Genomic DNA, 25779 nt, shown 5'->3' with positions numbered 1-25779 from the left:
AACGCTGTCCCATGTCATGTTACGGCGCAAATTCAGGCCGTTTGGCGCAGGGAAGCAATACCATGACGACGTTCACGGGTATCAACGGCACCGACGGCGCCAATGGCGCGACCCCGCCCCCGGGCAATGACGGCGCTGATGGCGGCAACGCCACGGCCGGCGGCAGCGGCGAAAGCCTGGTCATCGACATCACTGAGGAAAATATCCAGGAACTGCTCGGCGGTCAGAGCCTGCTGGCAACCTCCGGTTCGGGCGGCAAGGGTGGCGGCGGCGGCCACGCCAATGCCGGTGCGCCGGGCGGCATTGGCGGCAACGGCGCCACAGGCGGCCAAGGCGGCGACCTGACCATCGACCTGACGGGCATCTCCTACACCGAAGTCATGACCATCATCGCGACTGGCGGCACGGCCGGCTATGGCGGCGGCGGCGGCCTGGGCGGTAACGGCATCGCCGGTACGGGCGGCGCGGCCGGACTGGCGGCAAACGGCGGCGACAATGGCGACGTCCTGATCCGCCTGACCGACAGCACGGTCATCACCGATCCTCTGCATCCGTCGGCACGGCTGAACCTGACTGCCGGCTTCACCGCAGGCTACATGCTGGGCGGTTTCGGCCGGACCGGCAGCGCGGGCGACACACCCGGCGATGGCGGCGACGGCGGCCGTGGCGGCGATGGCGGCACAGCCGGAGTCCTGGTCGACAGCGTCTACCTCTCGTTCGACACAGGCTTCAACAGCCACCGCATCGAAGTCATCGGCGCCCTCGGCGGCATTGCCGGCGACGGTGGCCGCGGCGGGGCCGGCACTACGGCCGGCCAATATGGCGCGGGCGGCCGCGGCGGTGACGGAGGCGACGGCAGCGATGTCGCCATCACCTTCACCAACAATCATATCACCGGCACCCCCGCCGACGAGCGACTGAAGCTGGAATTCGTCCTCAACGGCGGCCGCGGCGGCATCGGCGGCGAAGGCGGCCTGGGTGGCGCCGACCTGGGTGAACGCGCAAGTAACGGGATCAACGGCGCCTCAGGCCTGGCGACCCTCACCTTTTCCGGCAACACCATCGATGGCGGCGCGGGCAATGACACCCTGGTCCTCGCCTTCGCGCGCGGCATATATGTCGACGAAACCCGCGGCGAAGAATGGGATCCGACCGGCATCGGCGGTATCTATATCGACCTGGCCAACGGCTATATGGAGGTCGGCGGCCAGGTCAACAGCCTTGTCGGTGTCGAAAACCTGACCTTTGAGGTGCAGAACGGAATCTTCGTTCCCGGCGACCCGTTCCTGGACATGGCCGACCACATTTTCGCTTACGGCTCCAACGCCGCCAACCAGATCCTGGGCAGTAACTGGGCGCCGGGATTCTTCTACGGCCGGGGCGGCGATGACATCCTGTTCGGGCGCGGCCTCAACGATCGCCTGGACGGCGGTTCCGGCGCCGACGAACTGGTCGGAGGCGACGGCCTCGACCGCCTTTACGGCGGTTCCGGTCTCGACTTCCTGGAAGGTGGCGCCGGCAACGACATCCTCGATGGCGGCAGCGGCGGCGATACCCTGATCGGCGGCAATGGCAACGACCAGTACTATGTCGACAGCAACAGCGACATCGTCACCGAGTCCGATGGCGGCGGCATCGATGTGGTTTTTGCCGCCTTCAACTATACCCTTGGCAACCACGTCGACGACCTGACACTGACCGGCACGGCCAATATCAACGGCACCGGCAATGACCTGAACAATACCCTGACCGGCAATACGGGCGACAATGTCCTGAGCGGCGGCCTGGGCAACGACGCCTATTACATCCAGAACGCCGGCGACAAGGTCGTCGAAGCCAACAATGCCGGCAACGACGTCATCTATAGTGAGGTCAGCTACAGCCTCGTCGGCCGCTACGTCGAAGCCCTGTACCTGACCGGCGACACGGCCGTTGAAGCCATCGGCAACGGCTCCGCCAATCAGCTCTACGGCAATGCCCTCAACAATTTGCTGGATGGTGGCGCGGGTGTCGACATCATGGTCGGCAATGCGGGCGACGACACCTATTTCGTCAATGTCGCGTCCGACGAAATCTTTGAAGGCGCGGATGGCGGCCTCGACACCGTCTACGCCTCGGCCAGCTACCTCCTGTCGGCCGAGGTCGAACGCCTGATCCTGACCGGCACGGCCGCCAACGGCACCGGCAATCTGTCGAACAACGTCATTACCGGCAATGACGGCAACAACGTCCTGGATGGCGCCGGCGGGGTCGATACCCTGGTCGGCGGCCTGGGCAACGACACCTATTATGTCGACGACAGCCTCGACATCGTCACCGAAGCCTCGGGCGCCGGTACCGACACCGTCATCGCCAGCGCCAGCTACAACCTGACCGGCCGGGTGGTCGAAAACCTGACCCTGACCGGAGCCGACGACCTGACGGCCATCGGCAACGGTGTCGGCAACAAGCTGACCGGCAATACAGGCAACAACCTGCTCGACGGCGGCGCCGGCGCCGATACAATGACCGGCGGACTGGGTAACGACACCTATTATGTCCAGGCGACCGGCGACAAGGTCGTCGAGGCCGGCGGCGAAGGCACCGATATCATCTATTCGACCGTCAGCTACAACCTGACCGGCCGCTATGCCGAAACCCTGAACCTGACCGGATCGGCCAATATCGACGCCCTGGGCAACAGCCTGGCCAACACCCTGATCGGCAACGCCGGCGCCAATACGCTGAACGGCCTCGGCGGCAACGACATCCTGACGGGCAATGGCGGCGCCGACATCTTCCTGTTCGGGCTGGGCAGCCGCGCCGACACTGTCACCGACTTCAGCGCCGCCCAGAACGACACCCTCAATATCAACGCCCATACCGGCGGTGTCGCCAACGCCGGCCTGGTCACCCAGGCCGGCGCCGATACGGTGATCAACCTGGGCGGCGGCAATGTCATCACCCTGCTCAATGCCGTCCGCGCCGACGTGCTGGCGCAGATCGTCTGGTAGACTGTGACCGCACGGTGACGGGGTGTGACCAATAAACCCGGTTGTATCCCGGCATAACAGGATTAATCTCCGCCGCGGAAACGGGCGGGAGACATAATCATGGCGGCATATGTAGGCACACCGGAAGCCGATATTTTCCAGGGCACCTCGGACAACGACACCTTCACGGGCATCAGCTTCAACGACTCCGTCGACGGCGGCGCCGGCACGGACGTCATTTCCATCGACCTCAGCGCGGCCACGGCGAACATCCAGTACAGCGCTCACCTGGCGGGGAATGCGACCGGCTGGACGGCGCTGGGCATGCTGATCCGCAATGTAGAGCGGCTGTCGGCCCTGCACACGGGCAGCGGCAATGACACCCTGATCATCGCCTACTCACACGGCCCGTTTGTCTGGCACGCCGGCGGCGGCAACGACACAGCCAGGATCAGTTACACCGCCGCTCCGGCCGGAACGTCGATCATCGCGGCGCCGCAATCCGACGGCGGCTACGCCATCGATATCGCGGGTTTCGGCACGACCGTGCTTTACGATGTCGAAGTGATCGACCTGGATGGTGGCGCCGGCAACGATTCCCTGACCGGCACGGTTGGCACTGACCGGCTGGACGGTGGCATCGGTGATGACACCCTTAGCGGCGGCCTGGGCAATGACGTACTGGGAGGAACCTCCGGTAACGATCTCCTGATCGGCGGCGGCGGCGGCGATTATTACGATATCGGTGAAAACGAACACGCTGTTATTGTCGAAAATGACGAGCAGAGAGACGGCGATACAATACGCGTCATCGCTGAACGCTATACCCTGCCCGACAATTTCGAAAACCTGAGTTTGCACGGCAACTACGCTTACGGCAACGCCCAGAACAACATCATTCACCTGGGCACCCCAGATGAGTTTCCCCGCGGCTCCCTCTACGGCCTCGAAGGCGACGACGTCCTGTACGGTGACGACGAAAGCAATGGCCTCGATGGCGGCACCGGCGCCGATACCATGTATGGCGGGTTCGAGATGGATTATTACACCATCGACAACCCCGGCGACGTGGCCATCGAGGAGGACGGCCAGGAGTACATCGAGGCGGTCATCCGAGCGTCCATCGACTTCACGCTCGATGACGCTCACGCCTACAACATCGACAGCCTGGAACTGACCGGGAACGCCATCCGCGGGACGGGCAATGACAGGGGCAATTCCATCAAGGGCAATAGCGAGAACAACATCCTCGACGGCCGCGGAGGGCGTGACTATCTGGAGGGCGGCGCCGGCAACGACACCTATATCGTCGAGTTCCGGGCGAGCAATCCCGACCGCATCGTCGAAACGGCCAACAAGGGTATCGATACCGTTATGACCGCGGGCACTTTCTCCCTGCCCGCCCATGTCGAAAACCTGACCCTGACCAGCATCGGTGACGACAACGGCACTGGCAACGATCTCGGCAACCTGCTGATAGGCAATGCCGGCGTCAACATCCTGACCGGCGGGCTGGGCGACGATACCTATGTCCTAATGGGCGGCAACGATACCGTCGTCGAAAAGCTCCTGGAAGGCCTCGACACCGTCGAAACCGACGCGACCTACACGCTGGGCAACCACGTCGAAAACCTGACCCTGACGGGAGACGGCAATGTCAACGGCACCGGCAACCTGGTGGCCAATGTCCTGACCGGCAATGCCGGGGTCAACACCCTGACCGGCGGCCGCGGCAACGACACCTACTACATCCAGAACGCCACCGACCGGGTCGTCGAACTGCATACCGAAGGCACCGACACCATCTTCAGTTCGGTCAGCTACTCCCTGTTCGGCCGCGCCATTGAGACCTTTATCATGACCGGGACCGCCGATCTCACGGTCACCGGCAATTCGCTGAACAACAGCCTGACCGGCAATGACGGCAACAACAGCTTCGACGGCGGCACCGGCGCCGACCGGATGGCCGGCGGCCTGGGCAACGACACCTATTATGTCGACCATGTCCAGGACAATGTCGCCGAACTGCACCTCCAGGGCAACGATACGGTCTTCAGCTCGGTCACCTATTCCCTGTTCGGCCGGGCGGTCGAAACCCTGATCCTGACCGGGGACGGAAACCTCAACGGCACCGGCAACAGCCTGGCCAATACGATCACCGGCACTGCCGGCAACAACAGCCTGGACGGCGGCGCCGGCGCCGACGTGCTGAAAGGCGGGCTGGGCGACGATACCTATTATGTTGACCATGCCCAGGATAATGTCGTCGAGCAGCACGGCCAGGGCACCGACACGGTCTACGCCACCGTGACCTACTCCCTGTTCGGCCGCGCGGCCGAAAGCCTGATCCTGACCGGCAGCGGCAACCTCAACGGCACGGGCAATTCGCTGAACAATGTCCTGACCGGCAATGACGGCAACAACACGCTCAATGGCGGCGGCGGCCGCGACCTCCTGACCGGCGGCCTGGGCGCCGACATCTTCCTGTTCACCACCGGCGCAGGGCGTCCGACCATCACCGACTTCAATTCAACCGAAGGCGACAGTATCGATATCCATGCCTATACCCATGGCGTCTCGGATATCAGCCGCATCAGCCAGAGCGGCGAGGACGTCACCATCACCCTGATCGCAGGTCCGGTGATCACGGTAACCCACGCCAATGTCGGCGACGTCATGGACCACATCGTCTGGTAACGGCCGCCGACATGCGGACGTCATGAATCACATCTATCGGTAGAGCAATTGTGACTGCCGCAGCGGCAGGGCCATGCTATAGACAGCTTTTTTCGGAGGGAGAATTTTCATGAAACCGTTGTACCTAAGCGTGCCTGAATCCCTGTCCGCCTTTGGTTCCCGGCATTCCGATTTCGGCCTCAGCCCAGCGTCTTCCGCGACAGTCGCGCTGGGCATTGCCTCCACCACCAGCCTGTCCGCCGTGTCCGCCACGACCGCCAGCCTCGCCGAAGGCCGCACCGACACCGTGTCCACGGCTGCCTTCACGGTCACCAACGCCCTGACCTTCGCCACAGCCATCCCCGACGCCGGGCCGATTGCCGCTCCTTATATCATAAGCAACTGGCAGCCCTACCTGACCATCAACTTCCTGGTCCCACTGGAAGGCATCTATCCGCCTCAGAACGGCCTGAACGGTGCGCCTGAGGAAGGCGTCAACAACAGCGCCTATATGGGCGGCATCCGCATGTTCGCCGGCAACTTCGCCCCACAAGGCGATGCGCTCGCCGCCGGCCAACTCCTTTCGATCGCCCAGAACACCGCCCTCTTCTCCCTGTTCGGCACCACCTATGGCGGCGACGGTATCACCACCTTCGCCCTGCCGGACCTCGGCGGCCGTACCACGGTCGGCATCGGCACCGGTGCCGGCCTGACGCCACGGACGCTCGGCCAGGTCTTCGGCGCCGAAACGCTTAACATCGCCTCCGCCAACCTGCCCTACAGCGCCGGCGGCACCGCCGCCTCGCTCGACAACTACAACCCGTCCCTGGGCACCCGCTACCTGATCCAGATCCAGGGCATCTTCCCCTCCCAGGATGGACTTGCTGACGACGGCCTGAGCGACGGCGGCCTCATCGGCAATAATATGGACATGATGGGCCTGGTGGTTCAGTTCGCCGGTTCATACGTCCCCCGCGGCTACCTCGCCTGCGAAGGCCAGCTCCTGTCGATCTCCCAGAACATCGCCCTGTTCTCCCTGCTGGGCACCACCTACGGCGGCAACGGCACGACCACCTTCGCCCTGCCCGATCTGCGCGGCCGTACCGTCGTCGGGGTCTCCGCCAGCCACTCCTTGGGCCAGGCCTTCGGCAGCGACCGCGAATATATCGATCAGAACGAGCTGCCGGCGGACATGGCCGGCAGCGGCAACCCCGTCACCAACAACGGCCCCTCCCTGGCCCTGCACTACATGATCGCCACCCAGGGCATCTTCCCGTCCCGCAACAGCCTGACAGAAGGCGATCCCGAAGAGCAGTATATCGGCGAAATCGCCATCACCGCCATCAACTATGCGCCGCGCGGCTGGATGTTCTGCGAGGGCCAGCTCCTGAGCATCGCCCAGAACACCGCCCTCTTCTCCCTCCTGGGCACCACCTACGGCGGCAATGGCACCACCAACTTCGCCCTGCCGGACTTCCGCGGCCGTACGGCGGTCGGTACCGACACCGGCTTCAGCCTGGGCCAGCAGGCCGGCAGCGAATCCTACACCCTGTCCTCCACCTACATGCCGGCGCTCGACCTGAACGGTAACCAGTATCAGAACACCCTGATCGGCGCCGGCCAGAACGACACCATCCACGCCTACGGCGGCAATGACAGCCTGGTCGGCAACAACGGCGACGACGTCCTGGATGGCGGCGCTGTCACGGACACCATGTCCGGCGGCGCCGGCAACGACACCTACTATGTCGACTCTGAGATCGACAGCATCATCGAACCGAGCGGTCAGGGCACCGACCTGGTCTATGCCAGCGTCACCTACAGCCTGGCCGGCACCTTTGTCGAAGCCCTGACCCTGACCGGCAGCGCCAATCTCAATGGCACCGGAAACGGCCAGGCCAACACCGTCACCGGCAACACCGGCAACAATAGCCTGGACGGCGGCGCCGGCAATGACACCATGTATGGCGGCCTCGGCGACGACACCTTTATCGTCAGTGTCGCCGGCGACGTCGTCTATGAAAATTCCGGCGAAGGCACCGACACGGTCGAGGCCTCCGTCACCTACACCCTGGGCTACAACCTCGAGAACATCGTCCTGACGGGCTCAGCCAATATCAACGCCACCGGCAACGCGCTGGACAATATCCTCTACGGCAACACAGGTACCAACATCCTGACCGGCGGCTTGGGCAACGACACCTACTTCGTTCAGAACACCACCGACAATGTCGTCGAGGCCTCGAACGAAGGTACGGACCTGATCAACAGCTTCGTCACCTACAGCCTGGCTGGCCGTCAGGTCGAAAACCTGACTTTGATCGGCGGCGACCCCGTCAACGGCACCGGCAACAGCCTGGCCAACACCCTGACCGGCAACGCCGCCAACAACACCCTGGACGGTGGGACCGGTCACGACCGGCTGGATGGCGGCGCCGGCGCCGACACCATGATCGGCGGCAGCGGCAACGACACCTTCGTCGTCGACAATGCCGGCGACAGTATCACCGAAAACGCCGGCGGCGGCGCCGAACTGATCGAAGCCTCGATCACCTGGACCCTGGGCGCCAATTCCGAAAACCTGACCCTGACGGGCGCCGCGGCCATCAACGGCACGGGCAATGACGGCAACAACATCCTCACCGGCAATGCCGGCGTCAATGTCCTGGCCGGCGGGCTGGGCGACGACACCTTCTACGTCCAGACGGTCGGCGACAATGTCGTCGAAGCCGGCGGTTCGGGCAATGACGTCATCTTCTCGACCGTCACCTACAGCCTGAATCAGCGCTACGCCGAGACCCTGAACCTGACAGGCGGTGACAATGTCAACGCCACCGGCAACTCGCTGACCAATACGCTCAGCGGCAATACCGGCAACAACACCCTCAACGGCAAGGGCGGCGCCGACAACCTGACCGGCGGCCTGGGCGCCGACATCTTCCTGTTCGAAGCCGGCAGTGGCGTCGACGTCATCACCGACTTCACCGCCGCCCAGGACGACGCCATCAACATCCACGCCTACACCAACGGCGCGACCAATACCGGAATCGTTACCCAGAACGGCGGCAACGTCCTGATCGACCTGGGCGGCGGGAATACAATTACCGTCAACAACGCGCTCCAGACGGAGGTACTTGCGCACATCGTTTGGTAGAAAAGACGCGACAGCCCGCGGGTCAATGAAGTATGAATGCCCCATAAATCGTTTGCAGGGGCCTATATCATGAAACCCGTCTATCTCGCTACGACCGACCTGGAGTCGGCGTTCCGTTTGTCGCATCTCGAGTCCGCCGCCGGCACCCGGGCCTTCAGCCCTGGCGCCGCGCCTGTCGCGTTAAACGTCGCCAACGCCACCAGCCTGTCGGCCGTTGCCGCCAAGACCGGTACGGTCAGCGATGGACGCGCCGACACCGTGTCCGCGGCCACCTTTGCCGTCGCCGATACCCTGGCGTTCGACATCGCCACAGCCCCCACCGACGGCCTGATCAGCGCGCCCTATTACATCGACAACCACCAGCCCTACCTGGCCATCAACTTCCTCGTCCCGCTGTCAGGCGCATACCCTCCCCGACCGGCTTTGCACGACGCCCCGGAAAGCGGTATCAATGACTCCGCCTACATGGGCGGCATGCGGATGTTCGCTGGCAACTTCGCCCCCTACAGTGACGCCTTTGCCGCCGGCCAAATCCTCAGCATCTCCCAGAACACCGCGCTGTTTTCCCTGTTTGGCACCTATTACGGCGGCAACGGCATCACCACCTTTGCCCTGCCAGACCTGCAGGGTAAAGCCGTCGTCGGGATCGGCCAGGGCCCGGGGCTTAGCGACTATGTCATCGGCGAGCAGTTTGGCTCGAACACACTTGAAATCAATGCGGGCGTCATCCCCACCTCCGGGGGCGGCAGCGGCTTCGGTATCGACAACAGTCAGCCCACCTTGGCCACGACCTACATGATCCAGGTCGAAGGCATCTTCCCGTCTTCGAACGGGCTGATGAACAATGACATGAACCAGATGGGTCTGGTGGTCCAGTTCGGCGGCAATTTCACGCCGTTAGGCTACCTGCCCTGTGACGGTCGCCTGCTGTCCATCGGCGAATACGACGTGCTCTTCGCGCTGCTCGGTACGACCTACGGCGGTGACGGTGTCGAAACCTTTGCCCTGCCCGATCTGCGCGGCCGCACCGTTGTTGGCGCCGGTCAGGGTCCCGGTCTTCCGTTCCACAACCTGGGTGAACAGTTCGGCACGGAAAACCAGTATCTCTCGCAAAACCAGATGCCGGGGGACATGGGTGGCAGCAACTCCGCCGTCAACAATGCTCAGCCGTCTCTTGCACTTAACTACATGATCGCCCTGACAGGCATCTTTCCTTCACGCAGCGCCCTAACGGACGCCGACGAGGAAATGCAGTATCTCGGTGAGATCGCTATTACGGCCATCAACTATGTCCCCAGGGGCTGGGCGCTCTGTCAAGGCCAACTGCTCAGCATCGCCCAAAACCAGGCCCTGTTCTCCCTCCTCGGCACGACCTATGGTGGCAACGGCACGACCAACTTCGCCCTGCCCGACTTCCGCGGCCGCACGGCCGTCGGCACCGGCAATGGCACTATCCTGGGCGATAGGGGCGGCGCGGAGACCTATACCCTCTCGACCAACCTGTTTCCGGGCATGACCCTGAACGGCAATGGCGCGCCCAATAATCTGTATGGCGCGAACCAGAACGATTTCCTCAACGGCTTCGACGGCAACGATCGCCTGGTCGGCAATTACGGCAACGACCGCATCGACGGCGGCACCGGCAATGACACCATGGACGGCGGCTTCGGCGATGACACCTACTATGTCGACTCCACCGCCGACAGCATCATCGACAACAGCGGCCAGGGCTATGACTACGTCTTCGCCACCGCGACCTTCAGCCTGGCCTTCACCTTCCTCGACGTGCTGTACCTGACGGGCTCGGCCAATATCAACGGCACCGGCAATGGCCAGGCCAACCTCATCACCGGCAATACCGGCAACAACCGGCTGGACGGCGCCGCCAACAACGACACCCTGACCGGCGGTCTGGGCGACGACACCTATGTCATCTCCAATGTCGGCGACGTGATCAATGAAAACGCCAATGAAGGCATCGACACGGTTGAATCGGCCATCACCTTTACCCTCGCCGACGTTCTGGAAAACCTGACCCTGACGGGCTCGGCGAACATCAACGGCACGGGCAATGCCGGCAACAACATCCTGACCGGCAATACCGGCGTGAACGTCCTCACCGGCGGCCTGGGCAACGACACCTACAACGTCCAGAATACCGGCGACAATGTTGTCGAAGCGGCCAATGAAGGCACCGACCTGATCAACTCGACCGTAAGCTACAGCCTGTCCGGCCGCCAGGTCGAGAACCTGACCCTGACCGGTTCGGCTAACGTCAACGCCACTGGCAATGGTTTCGCCAACATCTTGACCGGCAACAGTGGCAACAACGTCTTGGACGGCGGCGCCAACAACGACACTATGGCGGGCGGTGCTGGCAACGACACCTACGTGATCAGTGCCGCCGGGGACGTCGTCACTGAGAACCTCAACGAAGGCATAGACACCCTCGAGACGCCCTTCACCACCACCCTTGGCGCCAATCTTGAAAACGTCACCCTCACCGGTTCCGCAGACCTCAACGCGAACGGCAATGCCCTCAACAACGTCCTCACCGGCAATGCCGGCGTAAACGTTCTGACCGGCGGTGCGGGAAACGACACATATTACATCCAAAATGTCGGCGATAATGTCGTCGAAACCTCGGGCAACGGCAGCGACGTCATCTTCTCGACGGTGACCTATTCGCTGAACCTGCGCTATGCCGAAACGCTCAACCTGATCGGCTCTGACAATGTCAACGCCACCGGCAATTCGCTGGGCAATACCCTGGGCGGCAATGACGGCAACAACACGATCAACGGCAAGGGTGGCACGGATAACCTGAGCGGTGGCCTGGGCGCCGACATCTTCTTCTTCGACGCCAACAGCGGAACGGACACGATCACCGACTTCAGCGCGGCGCAGAACGATACCATCAACATCAACGCCTACACGAGCGGCGTGGCCAATGCCACCATGGTCAGCCAGAACGGCGGGAATGTGGTGATCGCTCTGGGTGGCGCCAATGTCATCACGGTCAACAGCGCCCTGGTCGCCGACGTGCTCAGCCATATCGTCTGGTAAAAGAAAAGGCCCGGAAGTCTCGCTTCCGGGCCTCTTGTCCTACGGGATCAGGCTGCCGACACCCTGTTTGACGATCTCGCCAAACAAACCGCCGCCCTTCTTCTTTTTCTTCTTGCCGTCACCGTTGCCGGTGTTGTTGTCCTGTGGCTGAGCCTGCTCTTCTGGCTCGGACGGTTGCCCGGCCATACCGAACATTCCTCCATTCATGCCTCCCATATCCTGGCCCAGCAATCCTCCGGTCGTTGATCGATAGCGGATCTTGGTGGTCCACTGGATGTTCCACGCCACCTTCGGGTCTGCCGGCCGCGCCGGATAGCTCAGGTTCGTCTCACCGCCATAAGCCGTGATGTTGTACATGGCGCCTTCGGTCGCGCCTGCCACCTCGGCCGGCACGGTACAGGCCGTCGCGGTCCCCGGCAGCAACACCTTCGACGCCGTCAAACGCTCAATGTCGCCCGGCGTCAGGTAATCCGGCGCCATGCCCATCCAGCCGGTATTGCTTGCCGCCGAGGTCCACATGACGAAGGTGTCGCGCTCACGCCCCGAGCCGATGGCCGTGGCAACAAACCCCTTGGCGTTGGGAATGGCCGCCCAGGTCAGCGGCACGGCGCCCGATGCCGCCTTCTGGTTGCCCGAAACCTTGATCGGCGCCAGGAAGTCCTGGCTCTGGCTCAACGAAAAATCGATCTGCGGCGCATAGTCGGTCTTGACGGTATGGGCGCCGGTCAGGGACTGGCCGGTAAAGGCGCTGTTGGTCTTCGCGTTCGGCCATTCGCCGTAGGCCTTGTAGGTCGCGGGCGTCGGCTTGTTGACCGTATCCAGGTTCACCGACGGCGCCAGTTGCTTGACCATGGCCATGCGCTGGTTCGGGTCGGTGATCTTGGCCAGGTCGATAACCAACGGCTGACCGGCGGCGGCGTGCTCACCGCAACCCCAGTAGATCAGGATCTTGCCCTTGGGTGTTTCGTGGCTCTGCTCCCCCGGCGTGTAGGGTTGCGCCGGCCCGGCCGGCCCGGCCTCGGTGCGCTTGTAATAGAGCGGCAGATCGGCAGCGGTCATCAAGTGATCACCTGTCGTCTCGGTCTTCGCCACCTGGTTGGACCCGAGCGTCAAAGTGACATTGTGGCTGGCATCGCCCGACATCATGCCCATCATGGACGACATGGAAGGCTTGCCCTTGCCCATACCCGCCATATTGAAGCCGGAACTGGTGGTAGTATCGACCCAGTAGGAGGCGACCGGTCCGGTGACCACCTGTTTGGTTGGGGTTGCCGTTGACGCCGGACCGGCGATCAGAGCGGCAATCACGGCGGCCGCAGCGCCGCGCATCAGAAATATACGCGCCTTACCCATAACCCAATCTCCTGAAAATATGCTTTGAAACCTCGCCATCTAAGCGAACTGAGCGGAAGTCGCAATTTACATTTCCGTTAGATATGAAACTTTCTGAAGCGGTATAATTTTAGCCCAAATCGCTCACTCCACTTACTTCAAAACTATCGAACAATTTCTATAAACTACTGAATTCACTTAAAATAATCCCTCCCCGTTATACGGGGAGGTGGATCATTTGCTGGAAGCAAATGAGACGGTGGGGGATTTGGCCCGCCAGAGCTTGCTTCACCTACTATCATGTTTTTTAAGGCTATTCCGCTACTGCGCTGTCCATCCACCATCGACCGGAATCGATGCCCCGGTAATATTATGCGCCAGCGGACTGGCCAGCCACATCACCAGCAACCCGATCTCGGCGGGATCGGACATTCGCCGGCTTGGCTGCTTTTCGGCCAATAACTCCGCCACCCCGGCCGCCCGATCGCCACCATGGGTCGCGGCCCGCGCGACGATTTGCGGCTCGATCAAGGCGGTCTCCGTCCACCCTGGACAGATGCAGTTGACGGTCACCCCGCCGCTCTCGCGCGTGCCGGCGGAGGCATATTCCAGCGCCGCCACCTTCGACAAACCCACCAGGCCGAACTTCGACGCCACATACGGCGCCTTGGCCTCGGAAGCCACCAGGCCATGCACCGAAGCGATATTGATAACCCGGCCGTACCCCTTCACCGCCATCTTTGGCAGAGCATGGCGCATGGTGTGAAACGCTGCCGACAGGTTGACGGCAATCAAACCATCCCAGGTCTCATCCGACACCTCCGATAATCGCGCCGTCTTCTGCATCCCGGCATTGTTGACCAGGATATCCGGCCCGCCCCAGGCCTCGACCGCCGCCATCATCCCTGAAATCGCCACCGCATCGCGCAGGTCGCCGGCAAAGAACCGCGCCTCAGGCGCCCCCGCCGCCCGCATGGCCACGACCGCCCGCTCGGCCTCCTCCACGGTTGCCAAACCATGCACCGCGACCCGCGCTCCGGCGGACGCCAGCGCCTGGGCGACGGCCAAGCCTATCCCACTCACGGAGCCGGTAACCAGCGCCGTGCGGCCTTCCAGATATCGCGATGTCATGATGGAGTTACAGCCTCTCTAAAATCGAGACGTAGTTGGCGACCGCTCCGCCGCCCATGTTGAAACACATGCCCAGCTTCGGATCCGGCAATTGCATCTCGCCCGCCTCGCCGGTCAGTTGCCTGGCGGCGATGACATGCATGCTGACCCCGGTCGCGCCGACCGGATGGCCCTTGGCCTTCAAGCCACCCGACATATTGACCGGCAAACGGCCATTACGCCCCGTCCCGCCATCGATGACCAGTTCACGCCCCTGCCCCGCCGCAGCCAACCCCATGGCCTCGACCGACAGCAGCTCGGCAATGGTGAAACAGTCATGGACCTCGGCGAACGAGATATCGCCGACCGACACGCCCGCCTGCGCATAGGCCTTGGCGAACGCCCGGCGCGGCCCCTCAAATGCCGTCATGTCCTTGGCCGACAAAGGCAGCAAATCATTGACCTGCTGCGCCGCCCGGAAGCCCACGGCCCGCCGGAAATCCCCAGCCATATCCTCACGCACCAGCACGATCGCCGCCGCCCCGTCCGACACCAGCGAACAGTCGGTCTTCTTCAAAGGCGCGGCGATGATCGGGTTCTTGTCCGACGCATAGCGACAAAAATCCAGCTCCAGCGGCTTGCGCAGCTGAGCGAACGGATTGTGCACGGCGGCAGCGTGGTTCTTGGTGGCGATATGGGCCATGGCCTCGGTCGGATCGCCGTACTTGGCCTGATAGGCCAGGGCGAACTGGGCGAAGATCTCGGGGAAACTCATCCCCGCCTCTTCGCGCTGATAGCTGGCCGCCCCCAGAGCCCGCGTCACGGTCGGACCATCGACGGCGGTCATCTTCTCCGCCCCGACGACCAGGGCGCTCTTCACCCGGCCCGACGCGATGGCATCCATGGCGGCATACAAGGCCGCCGAACCCGAAGCACAGGCGTTTTCCAATCGCGCCGCCGGCTTGAACCGCAGCCCCTCATCGGCGCCCAAAATCATCGAGGCGCAGAACCCGTCCGGCACCATGCCGGCATTGAAATTGCCCAGCCACACGGCGTCGATGTCTTCGCCAGTCAGCCCGGCATCGGCCAGGGCTTCACGGGTGACGGCCTGGATCATCTCCTCCAGCGACATGTCGAGACGGCCGAACGGGGTATGTCCCCAACCGACAATGGCGGCTTTCATGGCACTAATCCTTCCAGAAAGGTTTCGATGGCGGTGACGGCCTCGCCTTCGTCCAACATCGGGGCGTGGCCGCGATTACGCACGGTGACGGCCTGCATTCCGGCATGGCGCTCACCCATCTGCTTCAAGGTTTCGGCTGACAGCAGGTCGGAAATCTCACCGCGCACCGCCAGGATCGGCAGGCCTTCCAGCTTGTCCCACATCCCCCACAGGTCGGGTGGCGCCACGGTCGGCTCAGGCGTGGCAAAGGCCTGCGAAATGGCTGGATCATAGGCCGGCGCGATGGTGCCGTCCGGCCTGACCTCATAGGTCCGCCGCGCAAAGGCCAGCCAGTCGTCGTCATGATAATCCGGAAAGGCGACACCATTGGTCTCCTTCGCCCGGGCGGCAGCGTCTTCCCACGTCGTCACCGCGACACCCCTGCCGGTATAGCTCGCGATGCGCGCCAGACCCGCCGGATCGATCTCCGGCCCGACATCGTTGATCACCATGCCGATGACCATCTGCGGCGCGAAGGCCCCCATGATCATGCCCATCAACCCGCCCATCGACGTCCCGATCAGCGCCGCCCGAGGAATCCCCAGATCCCCCAAAAGCTTGAACATGTCCTGGACATAGACGCCGGGCGTATAGTGCGCCGGCTGATCGTCCCATTGCGACTTGCCGCGGCCGCGCTGGTCGACGCTGATAACCCGATACCGCGTCGACAGATGGCCGGCGATCCATTCGAAGTCGGCCGAGTTGCGCGTCAGCCCGTGCATGCACAGCACCGGCATACCGCTGCCGCCATAATCGCGGGCGTAAAGGGTCAGACGCGTGTCGGCACTCTGGTACCGGATATCGCTGTAACTGGTGGACACCGCCCACTCCCTGTTTTGTTTTGCGACCTATCTAAGCCGCTTTATCTCGTTTGTAGAGATACTATTTTTCAACATCCGTTGAGTGTCAACATATTTTCAACGATCATTGAAAATTTGACCGTTCCGTTTGAGTCGTGTCACAGGGTGGAAAAATACAGGAAGGTACCATTTTCGTGAGAGCCCCGCGCAAAGCCGCCTCAGCCAAAGCTGCCGGCCTCCAGAGCCGCCGTGACCTGGTGCTGGATTCCGCAGAGGCCCTATTCTCCGAACGCGGATTTTACGGCGTGACGGTGCGTCAGGTGGCGGACATGGCCGGGGTGGACGTCGCCCTGCCCAACTACTATTTCGAATCCAAGCGCGGCCTGTTCGACGCCGTGTTCCTGCGCCGCGCCGAGGTCCTGAACCAGCAACGCAGCGACGAACTGGACGCCGCCCTGACCGCGGCCCAGACCGAAAGCCGCACCATCCGTGTCGCGGAAATCCTGAACGCCTTCGTCCGCCCTGTGAAAACGGCGCAAAGCTCCCAGGATCCAGGCTGGCGCAACTATTGCCGCCTGGTCGCCGAGGTCAATTCGTCGGCGGTGTGGGCGGGGATGATGACCTCGCACTTCGACACCCTCATCGCCCGTTTTATCGAAGCCCTGCACACCGCCCTCCCCGGAGTCGCGCCGAAGGACATGTACTGGGCCTATCACATGCTGACGGGCGCCTTGACCCTGACCATGGCGGATACGGGCCGGATCGACCGTCTGTCGGGCGGGCTGTGCCAGTCGGGCGACGCCATCGACGCCTACGGCCACCTGGTGAGCGTCTTCACCGGCGCCTTCGAATCGCTACCCCGAGCCTAATCACCGGCCATCGGCAGCAGCCGCGTATGCACCGCGTGTTCCGGGGTTTCCGTAAACACGCGCCGGCGCCGCTTCAGATAGTCCCGCGGTGTATGGCCGGTGAAGAACTTGAATTCCTTGTTGAAATGCGCCTGGTCGGCAAACAGGAAATCCTGCGCCACCGCCGTCCAGCTTATCGGCCGCGCCTGATCGACGGCATCGATAACTTCCTGAATGCGATAGAGCCGCGCCAGCCGTTTCGGCGGCACCCCGGCGACGCTATTGAACAGGGAGATCATATGCTTATGGCTGAAGCCCCGCTCGGCCACCGCCTGGCCCGATTGCAAGGCCCGCAGCGCCGGCGCGATCTTTTCGAACTTCGCCGTCCGATCGATGCGCGCGGTCAACAGACGCTCCAACAACATGAACCTTGCATGGAACCCCGGCGCTGCGTAGAGCCGCTCACGCAACTCCTCGGTAAAACTGCCCCAGATGGCGTCCAGGGGCACGAACTGGTTATGCACGGCGTTGATGTCGATCCCCATCAAGGCGTGGGCGCCACCGGGCCAGAAGGTGACGCCGATAAAGTCGGGATCATCCGGCCAGACCACCGTGTGGTACTGGTCCCACACGCCCATGAACCAGCCCTTGTGATCAACGGCAAAGGTCCCGGTACCGTCGGCGCGCCTGGCCACGAAGCCGCCACCGAAATTGATCTTCAGATCGGTCTGCGGCGACGGCAACACCTTTTCCTCACGGTACGGCATCCGGCCCGTTGGGCTATAAAAATACCGGACGTAGCGATGCAGCGGATAGGCCGGTGTGTAGACCTGAAAAGACATGGCTCCATTGTCCGCCATCCCGTGATATTTTCAAGCGGAATCGCAGGGTAATATTTTTCACATCAGGTAAAATAAATACAATTTTCCACCCCCGCCCTGACCTAGACTGACAAGTCGCCTCCACCCGAACCGAAGGTCAAGATGAACAACCGTATTCTGATCGACCGCCTGCCGTTTGCCGCCGGTGTTACGGCCCTGGGCGCCGTCTGTCTGGCCTTCCACGACTTCGCCTTGCAATGGCAGTCCGCTCCGGATTGGTTCAAGGCCCTCCCCTTCGCCGTGATCCTGAATGCCGTGTGGCTGATCGCCACCGGAATCGCGCTGCTTATCCCGCGTCTGGCCTTCGCCGGCGCCGTCTCAGCCACCGTCCTCTTCGGCCTCTGGTCCCTGATCTTCCACGGTCCCCTGGTGGCGCAACAACCGGCGCAGGTCTATCTGTGGCTCGGCGTCGCCGAGGCGGGCTGCCTGATGGCCGCCGGCCTGGCGCTGTCCGCCAACGACAACACCCGCATTACCCTGGCTGCGCGGATCATCTTCGGCCTGTGCGCCGTGATCTTCGGCCTCAGCCACTTTGTCTACGCCGAGGTCACCGCCAAGATGGTGCCCGGCTGGCTGCCCTTCCCTCTGGCCTGGGCGTATCTCACCGGCGCCGGCCACCTCTTAGCCGGCCTGGCCCTGGTTTCCGGCCTTCGCGCGCGCCTCGCGGCCGGTATGGAAGCCGCCATGTGCGCGGCCTTCGTGATCCTGCTGCATCTCCCGCGCCTCATCGCCGCCCCCACCAACCAGGTCGAGTGGACAATGACCTGCATGGCGCTGTCGATCACCGGCGCCGCCTGGGTTATCCGCAGCCACATCAAATAATCGTCAAATAAAAACGACAGTCTATATTTTCCCTAACCTGCCTGATCAGGTTAAAATTTTACAATTCATCCTTCCCAACCAAAGTTACCAATAAACCCACCTGTTGAGTGAACGGCTCTCCGTGTCCAGTACCCCTGCCGGTCCGGACGTCTCTCAGCCGGGTGGTACCTCCCAACTGGTTGGGGTCGCACGAGCCTGCGGCTCCATCATTTTCCAGTCGGGCCACCAAAAAAAAATGTGATTGAGAAGGGAAGAACCTATGCACAAAGACCATAACCACCTGCGCAAAGCCATCCTCGGCACCGCATCCATCCTGGCCTTAAGCGCCGGCTCGGCCATCGCCCAGGACACCCCCGCTCCCGCCGCCGAAGACAATGTCGTCGTCGTCGTCGGTGTCCGCGGCTCGCTGCAGCGTTCCATGAACATCAAGAAGAACGCCACCGGCGTCGTCGACGCCATCTCCGCCGAAGACATCGGCAAGTATCCCGACACCAACCTGGCCGAATCCGTCCAGCGCATTCCGGGCGTCTCGATCGACCGCGTCAACGGCGCCGGCTCCAAGGTCACGGTCCGCGGCTTCGGCCCTGGCTTCAACCTGGTGACCCTGAACAACCGCGTCATGCCGACGGCCAGCATCGACCTGATCGGCACCGGCGTCACCAACGCCATGGGCGGCTCGCGCAGCTTCGACTTTTCCAACATCGCCGCCGACAGCGTCTCCGGCTTCGAAGTCTACAAGACCGGCAAGGCCCACGTCGCGTCGGGCGGCATCGGCGCCACGCTGAACATCAAGACCCTGCGCCCGATCAGCAAGGCCGGCGCCACCGGCGTCCTCAGCGTCAAGGCCCTGCACGGCGACGGCATGGTCGACGGCGACGAACTGACCCCGGAAGTCACCGGCGCCTACAGCTGGACCAATGACGCCAAGTCCTTCGGCATCGCCCTGTTCGGCCAGTATTCCGAGCGCGACGTCGCCTCGCGCCAAGCCACCCAGAACAGCTGGAACCTCGACACCCGCGCCCAGTTCTTCGACCCCAACAGCGGCCGCCTGCGCTACGCCGCCGACAAGACCACCCTGCTGACCCAGATCACCAACGCCCCGCCGGCCGGCAGCCTGGTCGCCTACCCCAACGACAGCCGCTACGCCCTGTCGCAAACCCATAACGAGCGCACCAATATCGGCGCGACGGTCCAGTTCCGCCCGACGGAAAACTGGCTGTTCACCGCCGACGCCATGTACGTCGAAAACGAAGGCACCGAACAGCGCGCCGAACAGACCAACTGGTTCAACCGCCCCTTCGACAAGATCATCTTCGAAAAAGGCGAGTCGGGCAAGGTGTGCGAGCGTTTGTTGACCGTTCCGGGCGTGGGACCGATCACCGCTTTGACGTACACGTGCAGCATCGAAGACCCAACGCGGTTTGCTCACAGCAACGATGTCGGCGCCTATGCCGGCTTGGTTCCACGACGGTTCCAGTCAGGAGAGCGCGATAGCAAGGGCCACATCTCTAAGGCCGGCGATGGCAACCTGCGCCACGCATTATACGAGGCCGCCAACATCCTGCTGTCGCGTGTCAAAAAGCCGTTCGCCCTGCAAACCTGGGGCAAGGCCCTAGCTGCAACCAAGGGTGCCAAACGGGCCCGTGTCGCTGTTGCCCGTAAGCTCGCCGCACTCCTGCACAAGCTTTGGCTGTCGAACAAGCGTTTCGATTGGGAAGCCGCCTGACCGCAACCCCCAATCGAAACGTCGACGCCAGAGGGGTGATCTCGGGGTATCCTGCGAGGCGAAGACCTCGTTGGTGACAAAGAGACACCCACTTTTATCGAGCCATTGCTCAACCGCCTGACCGCGATCCTGGCGGCACGGACGCTCAAAGCTCCAAAGCTATCCGTGACCCCGTAGACAACCATAGCCACCGGCTTTGCGCAATATCGCTCGTCGTCGAGCCTGTCCCAAGACTCTTGTAGGGCTATCGGAAGGCCAGTGTCCGCGACGAGCGGCAGGGACATCTTCTGAAGCCGAAATCAGCACCTCAGCTCACGAGAAAAGATCGTCCGTGAGGCGTGTTCTCTGTGCCCGTCAAGCGACGTGCTGCGCCGTATGCGGCCTGCGCGCGACACCTATATACTGTGATAAAACAATGCATTAGACGAAGTTCTGAGCTGCCTGAAATCAATTAGACAACGATACGTAATCCCCAATTTCTTGCGGACGCCTTCTATCGCGGGACAGATTTCCCCGCCCCGCGACATCAACCACCTCACTTACCGACCTTCAGCTTGAACCCCGTCCGGGAATAGGTCCGCACCGGGTTGCCACGTTCCAGCCCCTGCTGCGCAGACCACTGATCCCGCCGGGCAAGCGCCCCCGTCTCCAACCGCCGCTCTTCGAGCATCAACGCCAGTTTCAGCTTCGCCAGCTTGCGGTTGGCATGCTGCGAGCGCTGTTCCTGGGCCGTCACCACCAATCCGGTCGGCCGGTGAACCGCCCGCACAGCGCTGTCCGTCTTGTTGACATGCTGTCCGCCAGGTCCGCTGGCCCGCATGGTCGAAAACGCGATTTCGCCATCACGCAGATCGGGCACGTTCTCGGGCGAAGGCGCCAACGCCACACCCACGAACCAGTTGCGACGCTTGTGCAGCGGCCGGAACGGGCTGTCGCCCACCCATTGGATGGTCCCGATCCGCTCGCGCACAAACGCCGGCGCCGCTTCACCGCTGACGCTCAGCAGGAGAGATGCTGGCAGCGCCTCCCCCGCATCGAGGACGTCGCAGGTGATCCCCTGCTCCGCCCCCTCGCGCGTGAAGGCCTGCGCCAACTTCGCCACGACCCAGCAGCACTCATCAGGCCCCTTGCCGGAGCTTATATGCAGAATGATCTCGGTCATGACCCCCTCGTCTTGTAGCTCAGCAGGGGCCGAAGCCGCGCGATCACCCGGATCAGACCGGCCGCCTCAAGATCGCCGATGACGCCGGCGATATCCTTGTAGGCCTCCGGCGCCTCCTCGAAGATCAGGCGGCGGTCCTCGCAGATCACATGGCTGGACAGCTTGGTCTTCTGCAGATCGGCCACCTTATACCGCCGCGACAACCGCGCATGGGCATCGTTGCGGCTCCATTTACGCCCGGCGCCGTGCGCCAGCGAACTCAGCGCCGCTTCCGCATGCTCCGCGACTGGCTCAGCCAGATAGCTGAAGTCCCCGCGCGACCCGGGGATCACGATCGGCCCGCAATCCGCCGGCGCCGCGCCCTTGCGGTGCAGCCAACCGTCACGATATCCGGTGACACTGTTGTGCGTGATATCGAGAACGCAGTCACCGGACAGGCCGATGGCGCCCAGGAACCGCTCGGCGATGATCTGCCGGTTGACGACGGCCCAGGCCACGGCCTGGTCGTGCCGTGTCAGATAGGCCCTGGCCTCTTCGCTGGACGCGAGGAGACCCGACTTACCCGTCAGCTCCGTCTGCGCCGACAGGATGGCCTGGCCCAAGCCGCGTGAGCCGCTGTGCACCATCATCCAGACGCGATCGCCCTGGAGATTGAGGGCCGCGAACCGCTGCGGGTCGACGACCTCCTCGATGCGCTGGAACTCGACAAAGTGGTTGCCGCCGCCGATCGTGCCCAGCGACGGGCCGGCCAGTTCGCGCGGCAACCCGGCCGCGGCCAGGACATCCTCGACCGGCCCGTCCCACGGGTCGTCCAGCCCGTGCAACCGGCGGTCCACCTGGCCGACGCGGAATTTCCGCACCGTCAGGCTGGTTTCCCACAAGGCCATGCCGCAGCCGATATCGCTGCCGACCAGATGCGGCCAGATCCGGTCGGGTGACCAGAAGGCGGCGCCCACGGCGATGCCGTTGCCGGCGTGGAGGTCGGGCAGGCCGACGACCTTGCCCATGCCTTCCAGCCGCGCGGTGGCGTCCAGTTGATCGAGCGCCAACGGATCGAAGCGCGCGGGATCGCGCCCGATGAGCGTGATTTCGCAACATTTACAGGTATTGGCAGCGCTGCCTGCGCCGCCGGAACAGATCAGGCGTGCGTGTGCGCCTGACAGGAAATTGCCCATGCAATTGGTTCCTGAAGAGTAAGGGTAAGAAGATTGGTTTCGAGTTTCAGGAACGTGGCTCGCATGATGGTCTCCTTTCCTGCTTCAGGGTCTTGCCGGGACTGGCTATGCCGGCCTGATAAAGTATCAAATGTGTCAAGTCAACAGCATTATAAATACTGACAAATTATTTACCAACACATCCGAGATGCGTATAAATTCTGTTACATTCCAACGACATCATGGCCACAATAAATTTATACCTCCCCGTTATACGGGGAGGTGGATCATGTGCTGGAAGCACATGAGACGGTGGGGGATTTGGCCCGCCGGTATTTCCCCCACCTACATCCCCAATACCCCCATCCCTCCCCGGCCCGAATTGACCGGGGAGGCCCCTTCATCCGGCAGCCCCCTGCCGGTCCTAACCCTTCACACAGACAACCTGGCGAAGGGTGTGGACGATCTCGACGTGGTCGGCCTGGGCAGCCATCACGGCGTCGATGTCCTTGTAAGCCGCCGGCGTCTCATCGATGACGTCGGCGTCCTTGCGGCATTCCACACCGGCCGTGGCCTTGATGTGGTCCTCCACGGTGAAGCGGCGCTTGGCCTCGGCGCGCGACATGGCCCGCCCGGCGCCGTGCGAGCACGAACACAGGGCCTCGGCCGCCGCCAACCCATCGATCCCGCGCACGATGAACGACTTGGCGCCCATCGAACCCGGAATGATCCCCAGCGTCTCCGGCGTGATTCGCACGGCGCCCTTGCGGGTCACCAACACGTCCGAACCGAAGTGCCGTTCGTGCGCCACGTAGTTGTGGTGACAGTTCACGGCCTCGCAGTCGCAGGTGAAGCGCTTCGGCACCGATACCGACAGCGCCTCGAGAGCCGCCGTCATCATCAGTTCCCGGTTGGTCCGGGCAAAACGCTGGGCCCACGACACCGCGCCCATATAGTCGCCGAACAGCTCCGAGCCTTCCGGCAGGTAGGCCAGGTCCTCGTCGGGCAGGTTGATGTACCAGCGCTTCATCTCGTGCTTGGCGCGCTCGATGAAGTAGGAGCCGATACGGTTGCCGATCCCGCGCGAACCCGAGTGCAGCATGATCCACACCGCCTGGTTTTCATCCAGGCAGACCTCGACGAAGTGGTTGCCGGTCCCCAGCGTCCCCAGGTGGTTCTGGGCGCGAGCGGCCGCCTGGCTGATCTTCGGGTGCTTGTCGATGATCTTTTGCAGTTCACCGTGCAATCCTCCGAACGCCGCGTCCGACGCCGGCGACACCTTGCCGAAGGCGCCGCGGTCGTTCGATCCGCCGTTGTCGGTCCGGCCGTGCGGGATGCGCGCCTCGATCGCCGAACGCACACCCGACAGGTTGTCGGGCAGGTCCGATGCGGTCAGGGTGGTGCGCACCGCCATCATGCCGCAGCCCAGGTCGACCCCGACCGCGGCCGGGATGACCGCGCCCTTGGTCGGGATCACCGAACCGATGGTCGCGCCCATGCCCCAGTGGACGTCGGGCATAATGGCCACGTGCTTGTGGATGAACGGCATGGCGGCGATGTTGTCCAGCTGCTTGCGCGCCTGGTCCTCGACGGCGACACCGTCGATCCACGCCTTGATCAAGCCCCCACGGGCGCCTTGAAACACTTGCATTGTTGTTCTCCTTTGTTGCGTGTTTCGGAAACGAAAAAGCCCTTCCGACCGTGGGTCGAAAGGGCTGCGAACTTTTGAAGCGAGAGAGACCGGTTACAGTCTCGGATCTCCTGTCAAAACGCGCGCAGCCATAACCGGACCCAGTTCCTGGGACCGATCGCAATAGCTCATGGTGTGTGCGCGTTTTGTCATAATGCGTGGCTGTATGGCCAAGGCCCGACGTAAGGTCAAGCCGGATTGTTACGAATGCAACAGGTGTGGCTATTTTGCCATGAACTCGTCGACGTTGGACGGGATGATGACCTGATACGGCACCCAGTCGTACAGCTGGGCGTATTCATCCTTGGCGAACTTGACGGCATCGACCAGGGTCTGTTCGGCTTGCGCCTCGGCGTTCTGCAGCACCGACATGGTCAGCCAGCCCGACTTGACGGCATCCAGCGCGAAGGTGGTGCCGTCCACCCCGCCGATGGCGACCTGGCCGGGCTTGTAGCCGCGTTTCTGCAGCGCCGCGATGGCGCCCAGGGCCATTTCGTCGTTGTTGGCGGCGATGGCGTTGATGACCTTGCCCTCGTCCAGCCACTGGCCGATCAGGGCTTCGCCCTGTTCACGCTTCCAGTTGCCGGTGGCCTCCGCCACGACGTGCAAATTAGGCTTCGTCGCCAAAATCTCTTTGACGCCGATGGTGCGGTCGCGGGCAGCCGGGTGGCCCTCTTCGCCGCGCAGGATCACCACATTTCCGGAATCATTGATTTGTCGAGATAACAGCCGCATTTGCAGCCGTCCGGCGACCAGATCGTTCGACGCGACGATGGCGACCTTGCCCTCGAATCGCTCGATCGGCGGTAACCGGTTAAAGAAGATCAGCGGCACCCCCGCCTTGGCGGTTTCGGCCATGGCGGTCTTGGCGGAATCGCCGTTGACCGACAGCACGACCACCACGTCGGCTTTTTCCGCTATGGCTTTGCGGACCTGGCCCATCTGGATGTCGGCGTTATTGTTGGCGCTTTCGACCGTCAGCTCGACGTCCGGGTTCGCCTGCGCCGCCGCAATGATCGAATCCTTCAAAATGCCGACAAAAGTATCATCCGACCGCGCCATCGACACATAGATCTTGTGCTTGGCCAGGGCCGGCGACGCCGCCAGCATCAGGGCGGCTGCGGCAATCAGGGTACGCTTCTTCATTATCGTTTCCCCTTATAA

General features: G+C 62.8%; 16 protein-coding genes. 7 read left to right on the top strand and 9 right to left on the bottom strand.

Annotation, left to right across the window (positions count from 1 at the left end):
• The first annotated feature begins 62 nt into the window (after positions 1-62).
• The 4 genes from ABAC460_RS50800 (at position 63) to ABAC460_RS48295 (ending at position 11868) form a co-directional block, all read left to right on the top strand.
• Positions 63-2993 carry a calcium-binding protein gene (locus ABAC460_RS50800; RefSeq protein ID WP_023453464.1) on the top strand — a complete coding sequence of 977 codons (2931 nt, stop codon included), beginning with the start codon at positions 63-65 and terminating at the stop codon, positions 2991-2993.
• Between the two features lie 99 nt (positions 2994-3092).
• Positions 3093-5669, top strand: coding sequence for a calcium-binding protein (locus ABAC460_RS49660; RefSeq protein WP_023453463.1), 2577 nt, complete (start codon positions 3093-3095; stop codon positions 5667-5669).
• Positions 5670-5778: 109 nt separating this feature from the next.
• Positions 5779-8802, top strand: a complete 3024-nt coding sequence (locus ABAC460_RS35540; RefSeq protein WP_023453462.1) for a tail fiber protein — start codon at positions 5779-5781, stop codon at positions 8800-8802.
• Between the two features lie 36 nt (positions 8803-8838).
• Entirely contained in the window at positions 8839-11868 is a 3030-nt protein-coding gene (locus tag ABAC460_RS48295) for a tail fiber protein (protein ID WP_081716524.1), read from the top strand.
• A gap of 39 nt (positions 11869-11907) precedes the next feature.
• Here the strand turns inward: ABAC460_RS48295 and ABAC460_RS35535 are convergent, their stop codons facing one another.
• The 4 genes from ABAC460_RS35535 to ABAC460_RS35520 form a co-directional block, all read right to left on the bottom strand.
• On the bottom strand, positions 11908-13221 hold the full coding sequence (locus tag ABAC460_RS35535; protein ID WP_023453460.1) for a hypothetical protein: 1314 nt from the start codon (positions 13219-13221) through the stop codon (positions 11908-11910).
• A 300-nt stretch (positions 13222-13521) separates the two neighbouring features.
• Entirely contained in the window at positions 13522-14331 is an 810-nt protein-coding gene (locus ABAC460_RS35530) for a 3-hydroxybutyrate dehydrogenase (protein ID WP_023453459.1), read from the bottom strand.
• Positions 14332-14338: 7 nt separating this feature from the next.
• Positions 14339-15493: a thiolase domain-containing protein gene (locus ABAC460_RS35525; RefSeq protein WP_023453458.1), complete on the bottom strand. Its 1155-nt coding sequence runs from the start codon at positions 15491-15493 to the stop codon at positions 14339-14341.
• Entirely contained in the window at positions 15490-16353 is an 864-nt protein-coding gene (locus tag ABAC460_RS35520) for an alpha/beta fold hydrolase (RefSeq protein WP_023453457.1), read from the bottom strand. The genes ABAC460_RS35525 and ABAC460_RS35520 overlap by 4 nt, the downstream gene beginning before the upstream one ends.
• Positions 16354-16526: 173 nt before the next feature.
• Here ABAC460_RS35520 and ABAC460_RS35515 point away from each other — a divergent pair, with 173 nt between their 5' ends.
• Positions 16527-17201, top strand: coding sequence for a TetR/AcrR family transcriptional regulator (locus tag ABAC460_RS35515; RefSeq protein ID WP_023453456.1), 675 nt, complete (start codon positions 16527-16529; stop codon positions 17199-17201).
• Here the strand turns inward: ABAC460_RS35515 and ABAC460_RS35510 are convergent.
• On the bottom strand, positions 17198-18022 hold the full coding sequence (locus tag ABAC460_RS35510; RefSeq protein WP_162150316.1) for a helix-turn-helix domain-containing protein: 825 nt from the start codon (positions 18020-18022) through the stop codon (positions 17198-17200). The two genes, ABAC460_RS35515 and ABAC460_RS35510, sit on opposite strands and share 4 nt — an antisense overlap.
• Before the next feature lie 141 nt (positions 18023-18163).
• Here ABAC460_RS35510 and ABAC460_RS35505 point away from each other — a divergent pair, with 141 nt between their 5' ends.
• Both ABAC460_RS35505 and ABAC460_RS35500 read left to right on the top strand, forming a co-directional pair.
• Positions 18164-18883: a DoxX family membrane protein gene (locus ABAC460_RS35505; protein ID WP_023453454.1), complete on the top strand. Its 720-nt coding sequence runs from the start codon at positions 18164-18166 to the stop codon at positions 18881-18883.
• A 259-nt stretch (positions 18884-19142) separates the two neighbouring features.
• Positions 19143-20609: an IS110 family transposase gene (locus ABAC460_RS35500; protein ID WP_023453453.1), complete on the top strand. Its 1467-nt coding sequence runs from the start codon at positions 19143-19145 to the stop codon at positions 20607-20609.
• A gap of 535 nt (positions 20610-21144) precedes the next feature.
• On the opposite strand, the gene prfH is transcribed toward ABAC460_RS35500, so the two are convergent.
• From prfH to ABAC460_RS35480, 4 genes are all read right to left on the bottom strand, one after another.
• Complete coding sequence (gene prfH, locus ABAC460_RS35495; RefSeq protein WP_023453452.1) at positions 21145-21771, bottom strand: peptide chain release factor H; 627 nt, start codon at positions 21769-21771, stop codon at positions 21145-21147.
• Positions 21768-22946 carry an RNA ligase RtcB family protein gene (locus ABAC460_RS35490; RefSeq protein ID WP_023453451.1) on the bottom strand — a complete coding sequence of 393 codons (1179 nt, stop codon included), beginning with the start codon at positions 22944-22946 and terminating at the stop codon, positions 21768-21770. Before ABAC460_RS35490 ends, prfH begins: the two co-directional genes overlap by 4 nt.
• 403 nt (positions 22947-23349) lie before the next feature.
• Positions 23350-24576 carry an RtcB family protein gene (locus ABAC460_RS35485; protein WP_023453450.1) on the bottom strand — a complete coding sequence of 409 codons (1227 nt, stop codon included), beginning with the start codon at positions 24574-24576 and terminating at the stop codon, positions 23350-23352.
• A gap of 261 nt (positions 24577-24837) precedes the next feature.
• A complete protein-coding gene (locus tag ABAC460_RS35480; protein ID WP_023453449.1) occupies positions 24838-25761 on the bottom strand; it encodes a substrate-binding domain-containing protein in 924 nt (307 codons plus the stop codon).
• Between the last annotated feature and the right edge of the window lie 18 nt (positions 25762-25779).

The sequence above is a fragment of the Asticcacaulis sp. AC460 genome, from assembly GCF_000495795.1.
In the GTDB taxonomy this organism is placed as follows: domain Bacteria; phylum Pseudomonadota; class Alphaproteobacteria; order Caulobacterales; family Caulobacteraceae; genus Asticcacaulis.
The sequence above is the reverse complement of the archived record's forward strand: the minus strand, read 5'-3'. Positions and strand labels throughout refer to the sequence as shown.

Coding starts and splice junctions, on each gene's coding strand:
- ABAC460_RS50800 (WP_023453464.1), top strand. CDS start 63: ATGACGACGTTCACGGGTATCAACGGCACCGACGGCGCCAATGGCGCG.
- ABAC460_RS49660 (WP_023453463.1), top strand. CDS start 3,093: ATGGCGGCATATGTAGGCACACCGGAAGCCGATATTTTCCAGGGCACC.
- ABAC460_RS48295 (WP_081716524.1), top strand. CDS start 8,839: ATGCCCCATAAATCGTTTGCAGGGGCCTATATCATGAAACCCGTCTAT.
- ABAC460_RS35540 (WP_023453462.1), top strand. CDS start 5,779: ATGAAACCGTTGTACCTAAGCGTGCCTGAATCCCTGTCCGCCTTTGGT.
- ABAC460_RS35530 (WP_023453459.1), bottom strand. CDS start 14,331: ATGACATCGCGATATCTGGAAGGCCGCACGGCGCTGGTTACCGGCTCC.
- ABAC460_RS35500 (WP_023453453.1), top strand. CDS start 19,143: ATGCACAAAGACCATAACCACCTGCGCAAAGCCATCCTCGGCACCGCA.
- ABAC460_RS35525 (WP_023453458.1), bottom strand. CDS start 15,493: ATGAAAGCCGCCATTGTCGGTTGGGGACATACCCCGTTCGGCCGTCTC.
- ABAC460_RS35510 (WP_162150316.1), bottom strand. CDS start 18,022: ATGTCTTTTCAGGTCTACACACCGGCCTATCCGCTGCATCGCTACGTC.
- ABAC460_RS35505 (WP_023453454.1), top strand. CDS start 18,164: ATGAACAACCGTATTCTGATCGACCGCCTGCCGTTTGCCGCCGGTGTT.
- ABAC460_RS35485 (WP_023453450.1), bottom strand. CDS start 24,576: ATGCAAGTGTTTCAAGGCGCCCGTGGGGGCTTGATCAAGGCGTGGATC.
- ABAC460_RS35490 (WP_023453451.1), bottom strand. CDS start 22,946: ATGGGCAATTTCCTGTCAGGCGCACACGCACGCCTGATCTGTTCCGGC.
- prfH (WP_023453452.1), bottom strand. CDS start 21,771: ATGACCGAGATCATTCTGCATATAAGCTCCGGCAAGGGGCCTGATGAG.
- ABAC460_RS35480 (WP_023453449.1), bottom strand. CDS start 25,761: ATGAAGAAGCGTACCCTGATTGCCGCAGCCGCCCTGATGCTGGCGGCG.
- ABAC460_RS35535 (WP_023453460.1), bottom strand. CDS start 13,221: ATGGGTAAGGCGCGTATATTTCTGATGCGCGGCGCTGCGGCCGCCGTG.